The organism is Flagellimonas rhodophyticola, from assembly GCF_049332665.1.
Taxonomy (GTDB): domain Bacteria; phylum Bacteroidota; class Bacteroidia; order Flavobacteriales; family Flavobacteriaceae; genus Flagellimonas.
Genome location: NZ_CP186326.1, coordinates 2,428,752 through 2,450,015 on the forward strand (window position 1 = coordinate 2,428,752; position 21,264 = coordinate 2,450,015).

The following is a 21,264-nucleotide window of genomic DNA, read 5'->3' on the forward strand; positions in this document are numbered from 1 at the left end:
CTATTCAAAACCTATCCATGAATCTTTCCGCAAAAGCAATTATCACTAATGTTTGTGTAATAGCTTTCTTTATCGTCGCATCTCTGGTATATTTTTATCCGGTTCTTCAAGGGAAGGCAATTTTTCAATCCGATATTGCCCAATATAAGGGCATGGCCAAGGAGCGTAACGATTATAAAGAATTAACCGGAGAAGAATCGTATTGGACCAATAGTGCTTTTGGTGGTATGCCCACATATCAATTAGGAGCGAATTATCCGCATGACTACATTAAAAAATTAGATCGATTGATTCGGTTTCTGCCCAGACCCGCAGATTATCTTTTCCTCTATTTTATTGGATTTTACATCTTAATGTTGTGTCTCAAGGTTGAATATCGGTTGGCAATTTTGGGGTCTTTGGCCTTCGGTTTTTCCACATACCTCATTATTATTCTTGGAGTAGGGCATAATGCCAAAGCCCATGCACTGGGTTATATTCCCATGGTTTTAGGCGGTATTGTTTTGGTGTTCCGGAAAAAATATTTGCCCGGCTTCATCCTTACGGCTTTGGCGATGGCGCTGGAAATCAGTGCCAACCATTATCAGATGACCTATTATTTTATGCTCCTAGTTTTGATTTTGGGATTGGTACGGTTGATTTACGCCATCAAGGACAAAGAGCTGAAACATTTTTTCGCCTCCGTTGGGATTTTGATTTTGGCTGTGGCACTTTCTATTGCCACAAATGCCACCGGACTTTTGGCCACGAAGCAATATGCGGACTGGAGTACAAGGGGAAAATCAGAACTGACCATCAATCCAGATGGAAGCAACAAAGTCGCAGAAAGTGGCTTGGACAAAGAATATATAACACAATACAGTTATGGTATTGCGGAGTCACTTGATTTGTTTTCACCAAGATTGTTTGGAGGCTCCGGTAATGAAGATTTAGGTAAAGACTCCAAGGTATACGAATATCTCACTGGCCAAGGGTTGTCGCCATCAAGAGCATTAGAGCTTTCCAGTGGACTTCCATTATATTGGGGAGATCAACCCATTGTTGCCGCTCCAGCTTATATTGGTGCCATTATCATATTCCTATTTGTATTGGGCATGTTTGTGGTAAATGGGAAAAAGAAGTGGTGGCTGTTGACAGGAGCTGTTCTGGCATTGCTGTTGTCGTGGGGGAAAAATTTTCCGGCCCTCACGAATTTTATGATTGATTATTTCCCCTTATACAACAAATTCCGCGCTGTTTCCTCAGTTCAGGTAGTATTGGAGCTATGCCTGCCCGTACTCGGGATTTTGGGTGTTAGGGAACTATTCAGGAATAAATTGAAGCAATCCCAAAAACTTCGAGCGTTGAAATTGAGTTTTTTCATCGTACTAGGTCTAGTAGTTCTAATCTTTTTGATGAAAGGATTTTTTGATTTTGTTGGACTTCGTGATGAAACCTATAGAGGCTATTTTGGCGATGAGTTGATGACCATGATTCAACGCGACCGTGAAGCAGTTTATATAAGTGATACTCTTCGTTCGTTGATTTTTGTTGCTTTGGCAGCCGTAGCACTTTGGTTTTTTATCAAGGATAAGATTGGAAAAAACCTACTTGCTATAGTATTGGGCGCGTTAATTTTGTTCGATTTGGTGGGTGTAAACCTTAGATATGTAAATAAGGATGATTTTGTGCGTCAACGAAACGTCAACACCCCATTTCAAGCAGGTCAACTAGATGATTTAATTCAGCAAGACCCGTCCAACTTTAGAGTATTCGACCCACAGGAAGGTCTCAATGGAGCAAGGACTTCTTATTTTCATAAATCGATTGGAGGATACCATGCAGCAAAACCTAGACAGCTGCAGGATTTATTTGAGCATCATCTGTATCAGAACAATTTGGAAGTGTTGAATATGCTAAATGTCAAGTACATTGTTCAACAAGATGAAGATGGCAATAGTTTTCCAGCAGTAAATGATAATGCCAACGGAAGTGCTTGGTTTATTCAGGATGTCATTGCAGTAAATACAAGAAATGAAGAAATTCAAACACTAAAAGATTTTGATTCGAAATCCCAAGTGGTGGTGAACACCCAATTGAACCCAACCGTAACCAAACTGAGTTATGAGGTGGATTCACTAGCTTCAATTGATTTGATTGAGTATAGGCCTAATTACCTCAAATATCAATCCCAGAGTAATAATATTGGTTTTGCAGTGTTTTCGGAAATGCACTATCCACATGATTGGCAAGCCTACATTGATGGAACGGCAACTCAACATTACAAAGTAAATTATGCCTTAAGAGGCGTCAAAGTTCCTGCCGGTAAGCATGAGATCGAGTTCAAATTTCAACCCGAGATTGTTGAAACAGGAAGTCAAATAAGTTTGGGGAGCAATATCCTACTTGGATTAATTATCCTTGGAGGTTTGTTGTTTTCCGTCCTACCCAAAAAAACCAAGGAAGCATAATGCGCAAGATTTTGGTCATAGCATACTATTGGCCACCTGCCGGTGGGCCAGGGGTACAACGGTGGCTAAAATTTGTCAAATACCTCCCGGAATTCGGAATTAACCCCTTGGTTTATGTTCCGGAGAATCCAACCTACCCCATAATTGACAAAAATCTCGTCAAGGAAATCCCGAAGGATGTCAAAATCATAAGGCAACCCATAAAAGAACCCTATGCTTCGGCAAGTATACTTTCAAAGAAGAGAGCCAAAACTATAAGCTCTGGTGTGATTCAAGAAAATAATCCGTCAATTGTCGAAAAACTAATGCTTTGGATTCGTGGTAACCTGTTCATTCCAGATGCTCGCAAGTTATGGGTCAAGCCATCTATTAAATTCTTGTCAAATATTATTGAAGAAGAAGGTATTGACACTATTGTCACGACTGGCCCTCCACATAGCATGCATTTAATTGGTCTGGGATTGAAGGAGAAACTTGGTGTTCATTGGATAGCTGATTTTCGAGACCCGTGGACCTCGATTGGGTATCATAAAAAGCTTCGTTTGACCTCAACATCCCAGAAAAAACACAAATTGTTGGAAAGACAGGTGCTAAACAATGCTGATAAGATTGTGGTTACAAGCCTTACCACGCAAGAGGAGTTTAGAGGTTTGACATCAAAACCCATTAAAGCTATCACCAATGGTTTTGAGGAAGTGTCTAAAGTAGAAGCTTTGGACGATGACTTCACTATTTCCCACATCGGGTCGTTGCTTACGGGTAGAAATCCGGCAGTTCTATGGGAAGCGCTTAAGGAATTATGTATGGAAAATGATTCGTTCTGCGATTCATTAAAAATTCAATTGGCTGGTGTGTTAGGTGAAGAAGTTTTGGATTCTATTGAAGCTTATGGGCTTGGAAAACATGTAGCCAACTTGGGTTATCTTTCCCATGAAAAGGTTTTTGATATTCAACAAAAATCCCAATTACTATTGTTGTTGGAAATTGATTCAGAAGAGACCAAAGGTATTATCCCAGGTAAATTATTTGAATATCTGAATGCCAATAGACCTATTCTTGCTCTGGGACCTGAAGGGTGGGAGGCAGGAGAGATGGTGAAATCGACCAATGCCGGAGTTTTTTATGGAAAAAAAGATAAAAAGGAGCTAAAAACTGTACTTTTAAACTGGTTTGAGGCATTTCAAAACGGGGCATTGCATTGTGATTCAAAAGGAATTGAGCAATATCACCGAAGAGCACTTACCAAGCAACTGGCAAATTTCATTCAATGGGAATCGTCTTAAAGCAATCCTTTAAAAATACGGTAGTCACTTTTATTGGTTTTGCATTTGGCGCCATTAATACCTTGTTTTTATATACCAATATTCTCGATTCGAAATACTATGGCTTGGTCACCTTTATTTTGGCTACTGGTGCTATTCTGATGCCGATAATGGCTTCTGGTGCACATAATGCACTGGTAAAATACTACAGTGCACAAACCGATAGATCCAAAAACGGTTTTTTTACCCTTATTCTATTTTCGCCATTGTTGGTTATACTGCCCTTGACCCTATTGGCTTGGTGGGCACATACTGAGATTGGAGATTTTCTTTCTATAAAAAATGCACTTGTAAAGGATTATTTATGGTACTTATTTCTGGTTGGGGTGGCCATGGCATATTTTGAGGTGTTCTATGCATGGAGCAAGGTGCATCTCAAATCTGTTTTTGGCAATTTTCTTAAGGAAGTCTTTGGCAGAATTTGCGCTTCCATTTTATTGGTGCTTTTGTATTTGGATATTATCACATTGGACTTCTTTTTAAAGGGAATTGTTGGCATACAGTTGCTTAGGACTTTACTTATGAAATTTTATGCCTATACCTTACACAGACCAGTTTTGAGTTTTAAGTTTCCAAAAGAAGCAAAAACCATTGTGGGTTATGGTTTGTTAATGGTAGTTGGAGGTTCTGTTGCTCTAGTTCTATTGGAAATAGATAAGGTGATGATAAACCAGTTCAAAGCCCTAGAGAATGTGGCTTATTATGGCGTAGCGGTTTATATCGCTACAAGTATCATTGTTCCGGCAAGGGCAATGAATCAGATAACATATCCCTTGACAGCCAATTATTTGAATGAAGGAAATCTGTTTGAATTGGAAAATCTGTATCGAAAGACTTCACTTACAGCATTTATTGCTTCGGGAATATTGTTTGTTTTGATTGTTTTGAATATCAGTGATTTGTTTCTTATGCTCCCGGAGGAATATAGAGATGGTTTTTCCATCATTGCCCTAATTGGTGTTGCAAAAGTTCTGGACTCTCTTCTTGGCAACGTTAATGCCATGTTATATTATTCCGAGTATTATAAATGGGTATTGGTACTAGGGGTATGCTTTGCTGCAGTTACGATTTTACTCAACCTATGGTTTATTCCTTTATACGGAATAGAGGGTGCAGCTTTGGCAAGTTTCATCTCGATTTTTCTTTTTAACCTATCTAAATTGATTTTTATAAAATTGAAGTTTGGTTTTTTTCCTTTTTCCAAAGCTACCTTCAAAGTTCTTGCGACTTTACTTTTGTTACTGGCACTTTTCAATATGCTTCAGTTTCCATTTCATCCTATTGTCAATATTGTTTTAAAATCGATATTGATAGGAGCAATGTATTTGGGAATATTGTTTCGTTTTGAGATTTCGGAAGATGTAACTGGATTGCTATCTAAATGGTTGAGGAGGAGGGAGGACTAAGAGATACTAGTACCGAATCCTTGTACTATTAAAAAGAACCCCGTAGCGGATAAATCCAACTACGGGGTAAACAACTAACCAACCTAAAAACTATCTTTACTGCACTCTTCTGGTACTTCTTGATGGTGTACCGTTGGTGCCACTTCTTTTATAATTTGTATTTCCAGAGTTTCTTTTCACCGTTGTATTTGAACTTCTAGAAACTGTTTTTCTCGGAACACTGCTTTTTCTTGTTACTGACCTACTTGTACTTTTTCTGCTCTGCGGCTTTTTGTACGTATTCGAGGTACTTCTTGTAACTGTTCTGCTTCGCGGTGTCGTGGTTACTTCACGCTTAGTAACTGTTCTACTATTTGGACGTTTTGTAACCTCTCTCTGCGTCACCGTTCTGCTATTTGGTTTTCTTGTTACCTGTCTTTGGGCAACAGTTCTACCGTTATTGCTTCGTGATACAGTATTTCCTCTTCTATAATCACTCTGCTTAACTGTTCTGCTTGCAGCTGAACTCCTTTTAACTCGGTTGTCAGAACGACTTACAGCATTTCCTTTTCTATAATCGTTGTTGTTGTATCCAACGTTTCTATTGCTTCTTCCATAATCTGCTCCATTTCTTCTTACACTGTTGTTACGTCTCGTAACTCTTTTATCATTTCTATAGATATTATCTCTTCTATAACTTCTATCATTTCTATATGTCTTACCAACGGAAGCATAAGCTCTTCTGTGGTTATACCTGTACGGTCTGTAGTAGGTATAGCGTATAGGTGAGTAATACCTTCTATATGGTCTGTTATACACGTTACAAAAGGATACTGCCGGTCTAGCAAAATACCTATGGAACGGTCTGTACACATAATGTCTGTTATAAATGTTTATGAATCCGGTATAGTGGCTAAATGCACCTCCGTTATAAAAAACATTCAATCCTCCAACTCTGCGAACTCGACCATTTCTGTACCATACATCTACACCTCCAACTTGAGATACACGTCCGTAATAATCATAGTAAATAGGAGTATTTTCGACTTGGATTACAGCACCATAATCGTCATACTGAACAAAAGGATTATAGTTATATCCTGAATTGAATGTAATGCCAACATTACCAATTCTTGCACCAACTCCCACGTTAACCTGATTATCGATGTAAAAATCGAACTCTCCATCAGGGTAAACTGAAAAAGTTACCCCACCTTCTACGAAGATGAAAGAGTTTCCGTATCGATAAGCACTTGAAACAAATGCCTTATCTTCCATGTTGGCCGCTGTAGCGCTTGGAACTCCCAGCAAGACCGCTGCTATAATGAGTACTAACTTTTTCATACTATCTAATTTAAATTCTGAATGCAACTATTTACATTCGAAAAGTAAATACCAAACAGCGTGCCAAAAAATTATATTAATTATATGTATTTGTTAATCAGTAAGTTAAAAATCAATCTTTGATTATGAACATTGACCTTCTATTCAACTGATGTTGATCATCTGAACATTTTACCCCGTTCGAGCATTCATTCAACAATTGGGTTTCTCCATAACCTTTTGATGTAATTCGGCTTGGGTCAATACCTCTTTTAATCAACCATTGTCTTGAAGTCCATGCTCGCTTTTTTGAGAGTTTCCTGTTGAAATCATCACTTGACCTTGAATCGGTATGGGACTCAATATGAATTTTAAGCTGGGGATACTCTTTCATGGCCTGGAGGATTTTAGCTAATTCTACCTCTGCAGCCTTACTTAAAGTATATTTTCCATAGTGAAAGTAGATAGGCTGGAGGTTTAGTCGACATCCTAAATCATCAATTGCGCAATCCGGAGGTGTCAACTCTAAGTTTATTTCTATTGTGTGTGACCCTTGGGGTGTTACAAGATTTTTCTCAGTCGGAGTATATTCTTTAAAGTTACTTTCTCCTCTCACAGCATATTGCTTGTTGCAATCCACTAAATCTTCAAATAGATAGGTGCCATCGGCATTGGAAATGGTCTGGGAAACCTCCACATTGTTCTCGTCAAGTAGTGTTATTGTGGATTCATTTATGGACAAACCAGTTTTAGCGTCCAAAACCAACCCTGCTATATTGATTGTTCCACATTTTTCCCAAACCCTGTAAATATCATCGGATATACTACCGGCATCACCATCTCTATTGGAAGAAAGGTATCCAATTTGCTTTTCTTCGTTCAGTATAAATCCGAAATCGTCCTTATTGGAGTTTATGGGCTGTTTAAGATTGGTAACATGTACAAACTCACCATCACCCGTTAAGGAAATGGCGAAAATGTCCAGCCCTCCAAGTCCTAGATGTCCATCACTCGAAAAATAGAGATTATTCTTTTGGCCTACAAAGGGAAAAGTTTCTCTTGCTTCGGTGTTAATTTCTGGTCCAAGATTAACCGGAATGCCATAGATATTATTACCTACAATGTCAACATACCATATATCTGAAGCCCCATGGGTTCCTCTCATATCCGAAGAAAAATATAAGCGACTCTCATCTGTGCTTAAAGCCGGGTGTGCAACAGAATAGGAATCGTCATTAAAAGGTAATTCCAAAACGTCTCCCCAAGATCCATCTTCTCCTTTTTGAGCTTTATATATTTTAAGGGTAACGAGTTTTTCTTTGTTCCGTTTTTTCTTTCCATTGATATAATTGTTCCTTGTGAAATAAATGGTATTGCCATCTTTTGTGAATACAGCAGAAGACTCATGATAAGGTGAATTGATATCGCCTAGCAATGGAGTAGGTTTAGATAGTTTCCATTCTTTATCAATTGTTGCTTCGTACAGATCCAAATATGGTAATCCATTCCAATCATGTGTTTTACCGCCTTTTGGGTTCGCAGATGATGAAGCGTATACAATTTTATCTCCATGGAAAGAAGGACCAAAATCTGAACTAGTTAGTGTGTTGGTCACATTTTCTACTTCGAATTTTTTGGATTGAAAGTCAACGAGGCTATCAAGCATCGGGTAGCTTTCCACAAAATTCTTTGCAACTCCAGAGCTTGCGGATAAAGAAGCAAATTGTCCCATCATCTTTTTTGACATATGGTACTGACCTATACTTTTGTATGTCTGTGCGGCCCTATAATAATAATCGGGTTCCAACCCATTTGGGTATTTATATATAAGCTTTTGATACCACTTGGACGCTTCTCCATATTCACCATTAAAATAATAGGTGTCTCCAAGTTTTTTATACAGTTGAGAAGATTCATAACCCGACTCTGCTACCTTCAAATATATCTTTCGAGCATCAATAAAGGCATATTGGTCAAATTCTTCATCCGCCTTTTTTAATTTGTTTCTTTGCCCATAGGCAGTGCAAACAGCCAAAATAAAAAGGAGAAAAATATTGAATAATGTTGATTTTTTTTTCATTTATTCATGTTAAAAGAATCTGGGAATCAAAACTTTATCAGACTTATGGAATATGTCAAATCTTAAGAAGGCCTCGTATGATCCATCGCTATAGGCTTCAATATCTGTTGATTGATAATCATATGCTATTCCTGCAAAGATTGACCTGGAAATTTGAAAGCCAGTCATTGCACTTATTGATGCATCCCATCGGTATGAAGCACCCAACACAAACTTTTCGTTTAGCATAAAATTGGCTGATATATCCAATTGTAATGGGGAACCGCTTACAGTTTTTACTAATGTGGCTGGTTTAAATTTTAAATTTCTATTTAAGTCAAATACGTGGCCCAAAATCAAAAAATAATGCAATCGTTCTACCGCAATGCTGGCTACTTCTGAATCTTCAAGAGTATTTTCGTCAAAGTGGGATGTATTCATGAAATTTGGTACGGACAGTCCAGCATAAAACCGCTCTGTATTAAAATAAAGACCGGCACCAACCTGTGGTTGAAGTTTTTGGTCGATATTATTTTGAAAGTTAGGATCATTTGAATCTGCCAAATCCAGTTTGTTGAAATTAACATCAAGAACATCAATACCTCCTTTGAGTCCAAAGGATAATCTCCCAGTTGCAGAAATATCTATAGTGTATGAATAATCAACGGTAACGTTGGATTCTACGGCAGGTCCAATCTCGTCATGAACAATGGATAATCCCAATCCCATGCTGTTATAAGGACCTATAGGGGCATTGGCTGTGAAGGTAAAAGTTTGTGGAGCTCCTTCGAATCCAACCCATTGTGTACGACCTAATATGCCAAAACTAAGTGTTTCCCTGGTTCCAGCATAAGCCGGATTTATAACCTGGGTGTTGTACATATACTGGGTGTATTGAGAGTCCTGTTGTGCGATACCATAAAAAGTGAATATGGCAAATACTGCCAATGTAAAAACTTTCCTTTTCTGCATAAATCATTTTTTTTAGGTCAAGAAACTCTAGTTCCTATTGATATAGAGATAGCCACTGTAGTTTTCCTCGCCCGGATTTTCGGCTAGAAAAGACAGTATGTAGAAGTACGTTCCACTAGGTAATTCTTTATCTCCTGCAATGGTCGCTCTACCAATGGAAATCCCATTGAACAAATTACTTCCTTCTCCATATTCTTCTACTTCGTAGACCATTACCCCCCACCGATTATATATTTTTAAGGTATTGTTCGGGTAACGTTCTATACCTTGGATTCTAAAGAAGTCATTGATACCATCACCATTTGGAGTTATTCCGGTAAAAATCTTAAAATCAGAATCACTAATGGTGCCTCCTAGGCAAGCTTCTATGACTGATACCCTAGTAAGATTATCTCTGGTAAATAAATCACTGTCGGAAATATCGTTGACAATAAAATTTTCTTGCCCTACTACATTTGCGGTTATTGTCGCCTGATTTTCAACGAACCCTATATTTAAGTCTTCTTGGGTTATTCCATAAACGACGGTGTATGTCCATTCTTCATCTACCTCCAGGATGTCGTTGTCATTGTCATCACCGGAAAGAGGCCCCTCTATCGGGTTTTCAAAAAGATCATCACGCAGGAGTAATCCGGTCAAGGGCTGATTTCCTAAATTGGCTATTCTAAATGTATATCGAATACTCTCTAAGCAACCATCTTCATTTAAATCAATAAGTACTCCTGTTTTCACCAACCCTATTCCGGCCGAAGTATTGATGCAAGCTCCAATAACGGATATACTTGTTAGGTCATCCAAGGTATATGTGCTTTGATGTGAAAAATCCGTAATAAAAGTATCTGGTAAATCGGTACGGTAGGCCGTAACCATGGCCTGATTTTCTATAAAGGCCCTATCAATATCTTGTTGGACTATGGGACGCACCAGATTATAATTCCATTGTTCTCCAACATTCAAAATTTCATCTTCATTGAGGTTACGGCTATTAGGTTCCGTAAGGGTAATGCCCAAAAAGAAATCCTCTAAAAGGATGTTTTCAAGAGCAATGTTCCCTAAGTTCTCAACAGTGAAGAAATAAAGGACTGAATCGTTGCAATTGTCACCATCAGAATCAAATAGACTAGCCGTTTTTATCAATCCTATAGAAGCCGTGTCATTGAGGCATGCGCTTGATACATCAGTGCTGGTAGTATTAGAATCGGAAGTCACATTAGTAGTGTTTCCAATGGGTTGCACTGAAACGTTGGCTTGATTGAACCGAAGTTGTGGGGAGTTATCAATATCAGTCTGGGTTATAAAGTAGGTGGCGGTAAAAACCCAATCTTCCATCTGGTCTATTTCGTTGTCGTTATCAAGATCACCCGGGTTAGGAGTAGGGGCAGTAATAGTATTGCCCAAATCGTCTGTTAGTACAATTTGACCCAAATCTTCACTGCCAATGTTGCTCACCGTATAGGTGTAAATTATCCTATCATCACATCCATCATTGTTGCTATCTGAAAGGGAATCTAAAAGAGTTACGGATACAGCCGCAGAAAAGCTAGCACAGGCGCTGGAGAGATCTATGTTATTTTGGTCATTGTCCGAAACCTGGAAAGTACTGCCCAAAGGTTCCGCAATAACCGTTACACCACTAATCAATGGGGTATTGGCGATATTCTCTGGTGTAATATTGTAGGAACCGGTATAGATCCATTCTTCACCTACCTCTAAAATACCATTGGTATTGATGCTTTCGTCGTCTGGCCCGATCACTGGACTTGGCAATTGGTCGTCCGTGAGTACAACGGTGTCCAGATCTACTTGCCCAGAGTTGGTGACCACGATTCTAAAGTCTATGGTATCCGGGCAATTGTCCATATTATTATCTGAGAGATTAGGGGTCCTGGTCAAGGTGATAGCAGCAGTGTTCGCACAGGCCCCGGAGACATCATTATCGTTGTCTTGATCTAAGTTAGGGGCAGAGGGATGCGAATCGTCCGATACTTGAAAGGTACTACCTATATGTTGCGCTGTGACATCAGCTCCACCAATCACATTTATTCCATCAATATCTGTCTGGTCAAGATCATAACTCCCAGTATATTCCCAAGTTTCACCGCTGTCCAGAATAATATCTCCGTTTCCATTTGAAGAAAGGGTTGGGGCATTGACCAACAGATCGTCATTAACCACAACATTTTCCAAAGGTGCATTTCCTGTGTTGGTCACTTCAATGGTTATAGCGATGCGGTCCGTACAGTTGTCCCCATCACCACTATCCTCCAAAACGGTGTTTCGTATTATCGAAATGCCTACAGTATCGTCACAGGCACCTGAAAAAAGAATTTCATTGTCAGCATCATCTGCTGGGTCTGTGGGATGGGAAAAATCCTGTACGGGAATATTCCCCACAACGGACAGTGCATCTACAACAGCCCTGCTAAAAACATCGCCACCATCAACATCTGTTTGGCTTATGTCATAGAAACCGGTATAGGTCCATTCTTCACCCACCTCTAAGATGCCATTAGTGTTGATGCTTTCGTCGTCTGGTCCAACGACCGGGCTGGATAATTGATCGTCAGTGAGTATCACCGAATTCAAATCCAAACCTCCAGAATTGGAAACAACTAGGATAAAATCAATTTGGTCATTACAGCCGTCCGTATCGGTGTCAATCATTTGCAGGACTCGAGTTACTGCAATGGATGGACCATCGGCACATGCTCCTGGAATGGGAACAACCGTATCTCCAACATCGGTTTCGTCAATGGGATGGGATTCATCCATGATAAAAACTGCTGTACCAACAGGTTGTGCCGTGACCCTTGCTCGCCCTGTTACACTTCCAAGTGTTGCGTCCGGTTCAGTGATGTTATAAATACCAATTCCATCATATTGCCAAGTTTCACCAATTTCCAATACACCGTCGGCATTACCGCTTTCAAGAAATGGTCCTGCAGTAATATCATTAAGTTGATCATCATGCAGCTCCGTAATGTTAAGATTCATACCACCAAGGTTATGTATGATAAGTGTATATTCTATTTGGTCGTCACAGCCATTTAAATCGCTGTCAATTAAACCCGTATCTATTTTGGTCAGTCCTACGGCCACGGTATCAAAACAGGTTCCGGTGACATTCGTTACGGTGTCAGCATCATCATCAAAAAGGGTAGGGTGGGAAAGGTCGGAGATTTGGATTCCAACAGCAGGAACCGCAAATACCTCTGCTTGCCCTGTGACATCACCATTGTTGTTGATGATATCCGTTTCTAAGATGTCGTAGTTTCTTTGATATACCCATATTTCATTAGGCTCTAAAATACCATTGCCGTCATCCCCGGAACTAGGTCCGGGTATATCGTTACCCAATTCAGAATCATTGACAACAATTGTGGTCAAATCCACATTGCCCTCGTTGGACACCCGAATGGTATATTGGATGGCATCAAGACAACCATCAGCATCAGTGTCAATCAAGCTATTGACATCCGCTTCTTTTATGATTCCGATGGCTGCAGTATCTGCACAAGTTCCTGTTACATCAGTGAATGTGATACTTTGATCGGTGAAATCAGTGGGATGGGATAATTCGTCAGGAACCTGCGTAAGTGATCCAACAATGGTCGTAAGAAGGGTTGCTTGATTTTCCAGCGGAGAATTATCAATATCGTCTTGAAGAATATCATATCTGGAAGTATAAACCCATTCTTCCCCAATATCAAGTTGGTTATCGCTATCTACATCGCCATTATTTGGGTTGGGTAAACTTATAAGGTTGGTTAGGTTATCAACTAGAGATGCAATATTCAAGTCCACATTTCCCGAATTACGGACTCTGTAGATATAATCGATTGCATCAGGGCATGTATCCGCGTCGGTGTCTACGGGCAAGGCCGCCGAGGTCAATAGCATTTCGACCACAGGATTTTGACAAGATGTTAGATCGGCAACTGTGACATCAGCAGACAGGGGGTCGCTTGGATGTGAGTCATCGGTTAACGGAATCAATGTGTTTTGGACGACTGCGTTGACCGTGGCCTGGTTTGTTACAGCCCCAAGGTTCAGTTCGCCCTGCGTGATATTATAGGTGGATGTGTATGTCCATGTTTCCCCAGCTTCTAAAACATCATTACTATTGGCATCCCCATTTGGTCCGGCAATAGGATTTCCGAGGTCATCGGAGAGCACTATATTCACCAAATTAACACTACCGGCCCTTGTTACTTCGTATTGATATTCCAGGGAGCCGGTACAAGCCCCCGGATTGTTAACGCTTAAAATCAGGGAGATACCTGCGTTAAAGGTATCACAGGCCCCGGAGACATCTATTGAGGTCAAGCCCGCCGAAGATTCATCTGTGGGATGTGACTGGTCGGAGGTAGGTGTTCCGGAACCGACAATGTTTGCGGTGGCAGTGGCCTGATTATCCAAGACCATATTGGCAATATTATCTTCTGTGATGTCATGGGTAGCTGTGTAGAACTGCGTTTCCCCCACATCCAATATACCATTGTTGTTGGGGTCGGTGACAAGGACTATGGTATTAGTCAAAATATCGGTCGCACCAACGGTGTCCAGGTCAACATTGCCCTTATTGATGACCTCATAGGTATAGATCACAACGTTATCGCAATTGTCGTTGTCGGTGTCATCAGTACTGCCGGAGAGCAGTACGGCCAGCTCCGGGGATTGGCAAGATGTTAAATCGGTAATCGTGACATCATCGTCTTGGGGGTCTGAGGGGTGGGAATCATCGATAACCGGAATCAACGTGTTTTCAACAACTGCGGTGACCGTGGCCTGGTTTGTTACAGCCCCAAGATTTAGTTCATCTTGTGTAATGTTATAGGCCGTTGATGTGTATGTCCATGTTTCCCCATCTTCCAAAACATCATTATTATTGTCATCACCAGTAGGTATTGTAATTATAATATTTCCCAGATTATCTGTGAGTGTTATGTTCTGTAAATTAACACTGCCCGCCCTTGTCACTTCGTACAGATATTCCAGAGAGCCAGTACAGTTAAGATTGATATCTCTTAATATCAGGGAGATGCCAGCATCAAAGTTGTCACAGGCCCCGGAGACATCTACTGAGGTCAGCCCAGCCGAGGATTCATCGGTGGGATGTGACTGGTCGGAGGTAGGTGTTCCGGAACCGACAATGTTCGCGGTGGCAGTGGCCTGATTGTCCAAAGGATTGTTGGTAATATTTTCTGGTGTGATGGGATGAGCAGACGTGTAGGTCCATATTTCCCCGGCATCCAATATATTATTGTTATTGAGGTCGCCCAGATTAGGGTTTGCAAGTATTGGAGTAGTACTCAGATCATCGGTAATCGAAATCATATCCAAATTAACGTTGCCCTTGTTGTTTACTTGGTAGGTATAGACCACAACATCATCGCAGTTGTCGTTGTCCGAGTCGGCAGTGGTACCGGTCAGCAGTACGGCCAACTCTGGGGATTGGCAGGATATTAGATCGGTAACCGTGAAATCATCGGACAGGGGGTCGCTTGGATGTGAAAAATCAGTAATGATGTCTCCTGTTGCATCGATTTCCACATATACTTCGGCTTGATTCTGTACCTCTCCTTGTTGTATGTCATCTTGGGTTATGGTATAATATGCATTGAATCCCCAAGTTTCCCCAGGACTCATCTTACCATCACCGCCGCTATCAAAGATGGGACCGCTAATGGAACTACTAGCAAGAAATGAGTCATTAAGTTGTACGTTTAGAAATTCATCTGGCCCCAAACTTTCATTGATAACAGTAAAAGAATATTCGATGGTAGTGCAAGGCGCAAAACCTGCTGGATTCAAATCTCCTGTTTTTACAAGTGAAACCCTGGGTTGGCATTCGCTGATATTTGTTATGGTATCGTCATCCGCCAAAGGGTCACTTGGATGGGAAGAATCCATGACTCCTTGTCCTCCCCCATTAGGCAAAGCAGTTACCGTGGCTTGATTTGCGATGACCTGCCCTGCAACCCTATCAATACTACTTATAGTGTAGCTAGCGGTATGGGTCCATATTTCACCCACATCTAAAAGGTTATCATTGTCAATGTCTCCTGGATTGTTGGACAAATCTATGTCAACCCCCAACACAAGATCTTCTATATGCACAAACTCTAAAAGTTCCCCATTGGTACTCTGGTTGGTTACATAATAAGTATAATCAATAGTTGTGCAGGGTTGGATTCCGGCTCCGCCAGGATTTAACACTCCTTCTTTTACCAAACCAATTCTTGGAACATAAAAAGCTGTAGAATTGTTGCTTGATTCCTTTAAAGTTGAACGATGTATCGATAAAGTTTTGGGATTGTTGGTATTGAAAACGGGTTTAAAACTTGTAGCAACTAAAAAGAAGGGTACAATTAAAAATGTAATGGGATATTTTTTTATTTGCGCCAAATGGGAAGTGTAGGAGAACATACGATTAAGACATTGATTTAACAGCTATAATTTCACACCATACTTTTCTGGTTTAACTAAAGAGCAAAGCATTAAAGAGTTCAATCAATGAAAATAGGATAATGGAAAAAGGATGACAGCTACAAATTCACAAAAACCGGTTGGTATTTGATAAAAGTGAGGTTTGGATTGACGCCATTTTTGGACGGAAGCAACACAATTCAAGTTTAAAACCTTAAAAAACAGTTTTAGACTTAAACCATCGAAATTTTATCTCAATGGAAATTATAACTTACTGTTATAGTTTGGATTGTAGATATTTAGCGGTAATTGACCTCGGATTTTGAATCAGTTCTTCCGGAGTACCTTCAGCAACTAAATGCCCACCATTTTCTCCACCTTCGGGTCCAAGGTCGATGATATAATCTGCACATTTGATCAATTCAATATTGTGTTCGATTACGATTACGGAATGTCCTTTTGCAATTAATTCATCAAAGGATTTAAGAAGTTTTTTAATGTCGTGAAAATGAAGTCCGGTAGTAGGTTCATCAAAGATGAACAAGGCTTTTTCTTTGGTATTTCCTTTCACCAAAAATGAGGCTAACTTTATACGTTGCGCTTCACCACCTGAGAGAGTAGAGGAGGACTGACCCAATGTTACATACCCTAGGCCTACATCTTGAAGCGGCTGTAACTTGGTAACAATTTTGGTTTGTTCATGGGTTTTAAAATGGTCAATCGCCTCGTCAATGGTCAAGTTTAGGATATCATCGATATTCTTTCCTTCAAATTGAACCTCCAGTATTTCTTTTTTAAAGCGTTTCCCAGCACAAACATCACATTCCAAATGCACATCGGCCATAAACTGCATTTCTACAGTGATTTCCCCTTCTCCCTTACATTTTTCACATCGACCCCCGTCAACATTAAAAGAAAAGTGTTTTGCCTGATACCCTCGAAGCTTGCTTAATTTTTGCGAGGCAAACAAAGCCCGAATGTCATCATAGGCCTTAATATAGGTAACCGGATTTGAACGCGAAGAACGCCCGATGGGGTTTTGATCTACAAACTCCACATGTTTAATATGGGAATATTTACCTTCTACTTTAGAAAATTGACCAGCTTTTTCACCATAACCGCCAACTTTCTTTAATATGGTAGGATACAGAATTTTTCTAATCAAGGTACTTTTACCGCTTCCTGAAACTCCAGTAACCACCGTAAGCATATTTAAAGGAAAGGCGACATTTATGTTCTTCAGGTTATTTTCACGAGCACCTGTGATTTGGATAAAGTGTTTGGAATTGCGACGTTCAGTGGGAACTGCAATTTCTTTTGTGCCATTCAAATAATCTGCCGTCAAAGAATTAGCCTTTAAAATAGTGTCTAAACTTCCGGTGGCCACAACTTCACCACCCAAGGTTCCAGCTTCTGGACCTATATCGATGACTTCATCAGCGGCTTTCATAATATCTTCATCATGTTCAACTACAATGACGGTGTTGCCCAGATTGCGCAGAGATAACAATACTTCAATAAGGTTTTCGGTATCTTTTGGGTGTAAACCGATGCTTGGCTCATCCAAAATATACATGGACCCCACCAAACTACTACCTAAGGACGTTGCCAGATTGATACGTTGACTTTCACCTCCTGAAAGTGTATTGGACTTTCGGTTTAATGTAAGATAACTGAGTCCCACCTTGCTAAGAAAATCAAGTCTTGTACTTATTTCTTTAAGCAAGCGCTTTGCAATGGTACTATCATGCTCAGATAACTGCAACTCCTCAAAAAAGGGGATTAGCTTCTTTATCGGCTGTTCAATCAATTCGGAAACGGAGTGTCCGTCCACCTTCACATAATTGGCTTCTTCGCGTAATCGTTTTCCCCTGCAAACAGTGCACTTGGTCTTTCCACGATAACGAGAGAGCATCACCCTGTTTTGAATCTTATAACTTTTCTCCTCCAACTGTTGAAAAAAGGCATGAATCCCTGTGAAGTGTTCATTGCCATCCCACACCAATTGTCTTTGTTTCTCGGTTAACTCAAACCAAGGCTTATGAATAGGGAAGTCAAATTTATATGCAGAATTAACCAATTGATCTCTGTACCAACCCATACTTTCTCCCCGCCACGGAAAAACGGCATTTTCAAAAATTGATAGCGCGGTGTTTGGAACGACTAGGTCTTCATCAATTCCGATAACATCTCCATATCCTTCACACTTTGGACATGCTCCATAAGGATTGTTGAAACTAAACAAGTGTACATTTGGTTCTAAAAACTTTAGGCCATCCAGTTCAAACTGATTACTGAAAGTCCGAGCTTGCTCATCCTCGAGATTTTCGATGGAGCATCGTCCTTTGCCCTCGAAGAAAGCATTGTCTATTGCATTTGCCAATCGATTGTAAAAATCTTCATCGTCTTTTACAATGATTCGGTCCACCACCAAATCAAATTCTCTGCCGATGTCTTTTGGTGCATTCTCTATGCGTAGGACTTCTCCTTTATATTTGATTCTCGCATATCCCTGTTTGGAAAAAAGCTCAAGAGATTTAAGTGTATCCCTATCTTCTTGAATTGTAATGGGAGCTAAAAGCAATAGTTTGGCTCCTTCATTGAGTGTCTTAATATGGTCAATAACATCACTGACTGTATTCTTTTTAACTTCCTTTCTGGATATGGGTGAAATGGTCTTACCAATCCTGGCGTACAATAATTTCAAATAGTCATAAACCTCTGTTGTGGTTCCAACCGTTGACCTAGGGTTAGTGGAGTTTACTTTTTGTTCAATTGCAATGGCTGGAGCTATACCTTTAATATAATCTACCTTTGGTTTGTCCAGTTTACCCAAAAACTGCCTAGCATAGGAGGAAAGGCTCTCTACATACCGTCTTTGTCCTTCGGCATACAAGGTATCAAAGGCTAGACTTGATTTCCCAGAACCGGAGAGTCCTGTAATAACCACAAGCTTGTTCCTAGGAATTACAACATCGATATTCTTAAGGTTATGTAGTTTGGCACCTTTTATGATGATATTCTTCTTAGGATCAATGTTCTGAATTGCGGTCATATGTTAAAATTAGGGTTCCAAAGATACAATACCCGGCACTTAATACGTATATTGTATCAGTTAACATCTAAAAATGCCCAAATCACAACATAGTTTTTTTACCGGCATACTGTTTTTCTATATTTGATGTGTAATTAAAAAGCTGATAGGCCTATACAGAAATAATTACTTTTTTAAAATTAAGCTAATAACTCCAAGTCTTTCTTGTAAAAGGAAGGACCCTAGTTTTAAACCAAAAAGTAATTTGTATGGAACTACAGATTGATGACTCGATATTAGTTAAGAATTACATTGCCGGAGACGAAAAGGCACTTGAAAGTCTTATCAACAGACATAACCAGAGAATTTCCAGTTTTATTTACTCTAAAGTATTAGATAGGGACGTTGCTGAGGACATCTTCCAGGATACCTTTATTAAAGTGATCAAGACCCTAAAAAGAGGTACTTATAGTGAAGAGGGTAAATTCTTACCTTGGGTAATGCGAATTGCACACAACTTGATTATCGATCATTTCCGTAAGAACAAAAGAATGCCCAAGTTCGAAGGAAACGATGATTTCAATATCTTCTCCGTAATCAAGGATGATAAGTTAAATGCTGAGAAGCAAATCATAAAAGACCAGATTGATAGCGATTTGACCCTTTTGATTGACGAATTACCAGAAGACCAGAAAGAGGTACTGATCATGCGTATCTATAAAGACATGAGCTTCAAGGAAATATCCGAAAACACTGGTGTTAGCATCAATACGGCTCTGGGAAGAATGAGATATGCCTTAATCAACCTAAGAAAAATCGTAAACAGAAATAATATCGTTTTAACGAATTAATCTGCATTCCATCGAACACAGCAATATTTCCATATTAGTGGCGTTATCTAATTGTAACATTAATGCTAGAATATGGAAAATATTTACTCTGAAGAACAAAAAACCGTTAAATCGGTAAAAGCTAGACGAGAAACTATAGATTTCTTACTTAGCTACTCAAAATCGATTAAAGTAGTCGATTACAAAAAACACAAATTTGAGGTAACTTTAAACTAGGAACTTCAAGAACAAACAAAAAGAGCCGCTAATTGCGGCTCTTTTTGTTTTTATAATACTCGTTTAGAACAGTTTTTCTCCCTATTGTTTTGGTTATGATGTCCTTTTCCATGTCCCAACCACGGGCAGGGGAATATTCACGACCGTACCAAATAATCTGCAAGTGCAACTTGTTCCAGATTTCTTCTGGGAATAATCTTTTGGCATCTCTTTCTGTCTGTACCACATTTTTTCCATTACTGAATCCCCAACGATACATCAATCTATGAATATGTGTATCCACCGGAAATGCAGGAATTCCAAAGGCCTGAGAAACTACAACACTTGCTGTTTTATGCCCTACAGCGGGTAATTCTTCCAACAATTCTATTTCCTTAGGAACTTCTCCATCATATTTTTCAATCAATATTTCAGAAAGTCCATGTATTCCTTTGGACTTCATTGGGGACAAACCCACCGGCCTTATGATTTCTCGAATCTCCTCTACGGTAAGTTTTACCATATCAAAGGGGTTATCCGCTTGTTCAAATAGTAAAGGAGTTATTTGATTTACCCTAACATCTGTGCTTTGAGCCGATAATAACACGGCAATCAACAATGTATAAGGGTCTTTGTGATCTAATGGGATGGGGATTGTTGGATAAAGTTTATCCAAGGTCTCAATTGTAAAGTCTATTTTGTCTTGTTTCGTCATTTTTTGTTTAACTTTGAAATGAATACATTAAACAATTTAAACACATTACATACATATGAATACCTTAAAAGTAGGGGATAAAGTACCTGAATTTTCAGCAAACGACCAAGATGGGAACACGATTAATCTTTCCGATTTTAAAGGAAAAAAATTAGTGGTGTTTTTCTACCCAAGAGCAAATACACCAACATGTACAGTGGAGGCCTGTAATATCAGGGATTATTACGGTGAATTGCAACAAGCTGGTTACGAAATTTTAGGAGTTAGCGCGGACACTGAAAAAAAACAGACAAATTTTAGGAACAAATTTAACTTTCCTTATCCTCTATTAGCCGATATGGACCATACAGTCATCAATGCTTTTGGGGTTTGGGGACCAAAGAAGTTTATGGGCCGTGTTTTTGATGGTATCCATCGAAACACATTTATTATTGATGAAAACGGAGTGGTGGAAAAGGTCATTGATAAGGTAAAGGCCAAGAGTCACGCAGCCCAAATACTGGAATAGACATAAAAAAGGCCCATTATA

Annotated in this window: 11 protein-coding genes; 5 read left to right on the plus strand and 6 right to left on the minus strand. The window is 39.6% G+C overall.

Going from position 1 to position 21,264, the window contains the following annotated elements:
* The first annotated feature begins 17 nt into the window (after positions 1–17).
* Genes ACOKFG_RS10860 through ACOKFG_RS10870 form a run of 3 tightly spaced genes read left to right on the plus strand, consistent with a single transcriptional unit; the run spans position 18 to position 5,178 of the window.
* Positions 18–2,450 carry a YfhO family protein gene (locus tag ACOKFG_RS10860; RefSeq protein ID WP_422861221.1) on the plus strand — a complete coding sequence of 811 codons (2,433 nt, stop codon included), beginning with the start codon at positions 18–20 and terminating at the stop codon, positions 2,448–2,450.
* Positions 2,450–3,733 (plus strand): glycosyl transferase family 1, encoded by a 1,284-nt coding sequence (locus tag ACOKFG_RS10865; RefSeq protein ID WP_299172853.1) that lies wholly within the window; start codon positions 2,450–2,452, stop codon positions 3,731–3,733. Before ACOKFG_RS10860 ends, ACOKFG_RS10865 begins: the two co-directional genes overlap by 1 nt.
* Positions 3,718–5,178, plus strand: a complete 1,461-nt coding sequence (locus ACOKFG_RS10870; protein WP_299172856.1) for a polysaccharide biosynthesis C-terminal domain-containing protein — start codon at positions 3,718–3,720, stop codon at positions 5,176–5,178. The genes ACOKFG_RS10865 and ACOKFG_RS10870 overlap by 16 nt, the downstream gene beginning before the upstream one ends.
* Positions 5,179–5,274: 96 nt before the next feature.
* On the opposite strand, the gene ACOKFG_RS10875 is transcribed toward ACOKFG_RS10870, so the two are convergent.
* The 5 genes from ACOKFG_RS10875 to uvrA form a co-directional block, all read right to left on the minus strand.
* Entirely contained in the window at positions 5,275–6,501 is a 1,227-nt protein-coding gene (locus ACOKFG_RS10875; RefSeq protein ID WP_422861222.1) for a hypothetical protein, read from the minus strand.
* 112 nt (positions 6,502–6,613) lie between these two features.
* On the minus strand, positions 6,614–8,560 hold the full coding sequence (locus ACOKFG_RS10880) for an OmpA family protein (RefSeq protein WP_298789445.1): 1,947 nt from the start codon (positions 8,558–8,560) through the stop codon (positions 6,614–6,616).
* 9 nt (positions 8,561–8,569) lie between these two features.
* Positions 8,570–9,511 carry a PorP/SprF family type IX secretion system membrane protein gene (locus tag ACOKFG_RS10885; protein ID WP_298789447.1) on the minus strand — a complete coding sequence of 314 codons (942 nt, stop codon included), beginning with the start codon at positions 9,509–9,511 and terminating at the stop codon, positions 8,570–8,572.
* Between the two features lie 27 nt (positions 9,512–9,538).
* Positions 9,539–15,940, minus strand: coding sequence for a DUF7507 domain-containing protein (locus ACOKFG_RS10890; protein ID WP_422861223.1), 6,402 nt, complete (start codon positions 15,938–15,940; stop codon positions 9,539–9,541).
* A gap of 277 nt (positions 15,941–16,217) precedes the next feature.
* Positions 16,218–18,995: an excinuclease ABC subunit UvrA gene (gene uvrA, locus ACOKFG_RS10895; protein ID WP_422861224.1), complete on the minus strand. Its 2,778-nt coding sequence runs from the start codon at positions 18,993–18,995 to the stop codon at positions 16,218–16,220.
* Between the two features lie 248 nt (positions 18,996–19,243).
* Here uvrA and ACOKFG_RS10900 point away from each other — a divergent pair, with 248 nt between their 5' ends.
* Positions 19,244–19,825, plus strand: a complete 582-nt coding sequence (locus ACOKFG_RS10900) for a sigma-70 family RNA polymerase sigma factor (RefSeq protein WP_298789451.1) — start codon at positions 19,244–19,246, stop codon at positions 19,823–19,825.
* A gap of 244 nt (positions 19,826–20,069) precedes the next feature.
* On the opposite strand, the gene ACOKFG_RS10905 is transcribed toward ACOKFG_RS10900, so the two are convergent.
* Positions 20,070–20,735: an endonuclease III domain-containing protein gene (locus ACOKFG_RS10905; protein WP_422861225.1), complete on the minus strand. Its 666-nt coding sequence runs from the start codon at positions 20,733–20,735 to the stop codon at positions 20,070–20,072.
* A gap of 55 nt (positions 20,736–20,790) precedes the next feature.
* Between ACOKFG_RS10905 and bcp the strand changes: the two genes are divergently transcribed.
* The gene (bcp, locus tag ACOKFG_RS10910; RefSeq protein WP_422861226.1) at positions 20,791–21,243 is read left to right on the plus strand and encodes a thioredoxin-dependent thiol peroxidase; all 453 of its coding nucleotides are present in this window, start codon (positions 20,791–20,793) and stop codon (positions 21,241–21,243) included.
* Positions 21,244–21,264: the final 21 nt, after the last annotated feature.

Coding starts and splice junctions, on each gene's coding strand:
- ACOKFG_RS10860 (WP_422861221.1), top strand. CDS start 18: ATGAATCTTTCCGCAAAAGCAATTATCACTAATGTTTGTGTAATAGCT.
- ACOKFG_RS10865 (WP_299172853.1), top strand. CDS start 2,450: ATGCGCAAGATTTTGGTCATAGCATACTATTGGCCACCTGCCGGTGGG.
- ACOKFG_RS10870 (WP_299172856.1), top strand. CDS start 3,718: ATGGGAATCGTCTTAAAGCAATCCTTTAAAAATACGGTAGTCACTTTT.
- ACOKFG_RS10875 (WP_422861222.1), bottom strand. CDS start 6,501: ATGAAAAAGTTAGTACTCATTATAGCAGCGGTCTTGCTGGGAGTTCCA.
- ACOKFG_RS10880 (WP_298789445.1), bottom strand. CDS start 8,560: ATGAAAAAAAAATCAACATTATTCAATATTTTTCTCCTTTTTATTTTG.
- ACOKFG_RS10885 (WP_298789447.1), bottom strand. CDS start 9,511: ATGCAGAAAAGGAAAGTTTTTACATTGGCAGTATTTGCCATATTCACT.
- ACOKFG_RS10890 (WP_422861223.1), bottom strand. CDS start 15,940: ATGTTCTCCTACACTTCCCATTTGGCGCAAATAAAAAAATATCCCATT.
- uvrA (WP_422861224.1), bottom strand. CDS start 18,995: ATGACCGCAATTCAGAACATTGATCCTAAGAAGAATATCATCATAAAA.
- ACOKFG_RS10900 (WP_298789451.1), top strand. CDS start 19,244: ATGGAACTACAGATTGATGACTCGATATTAGTTAAGAATTACATTGCC.
- ACOKFG_RS10905 (WP_422861225.1), bottom strand. CDS start 20,735: ATGACGAAACAAGACAAAATAGACTTTACAATTGAGACCTTGGATAAA.
- bcp (WP_422861226.1), top strand. CDS start 20,791: ATGAATACCTTAAAAGTAGGGGATAAAGTACCTGAATTTTCAGCAAAC.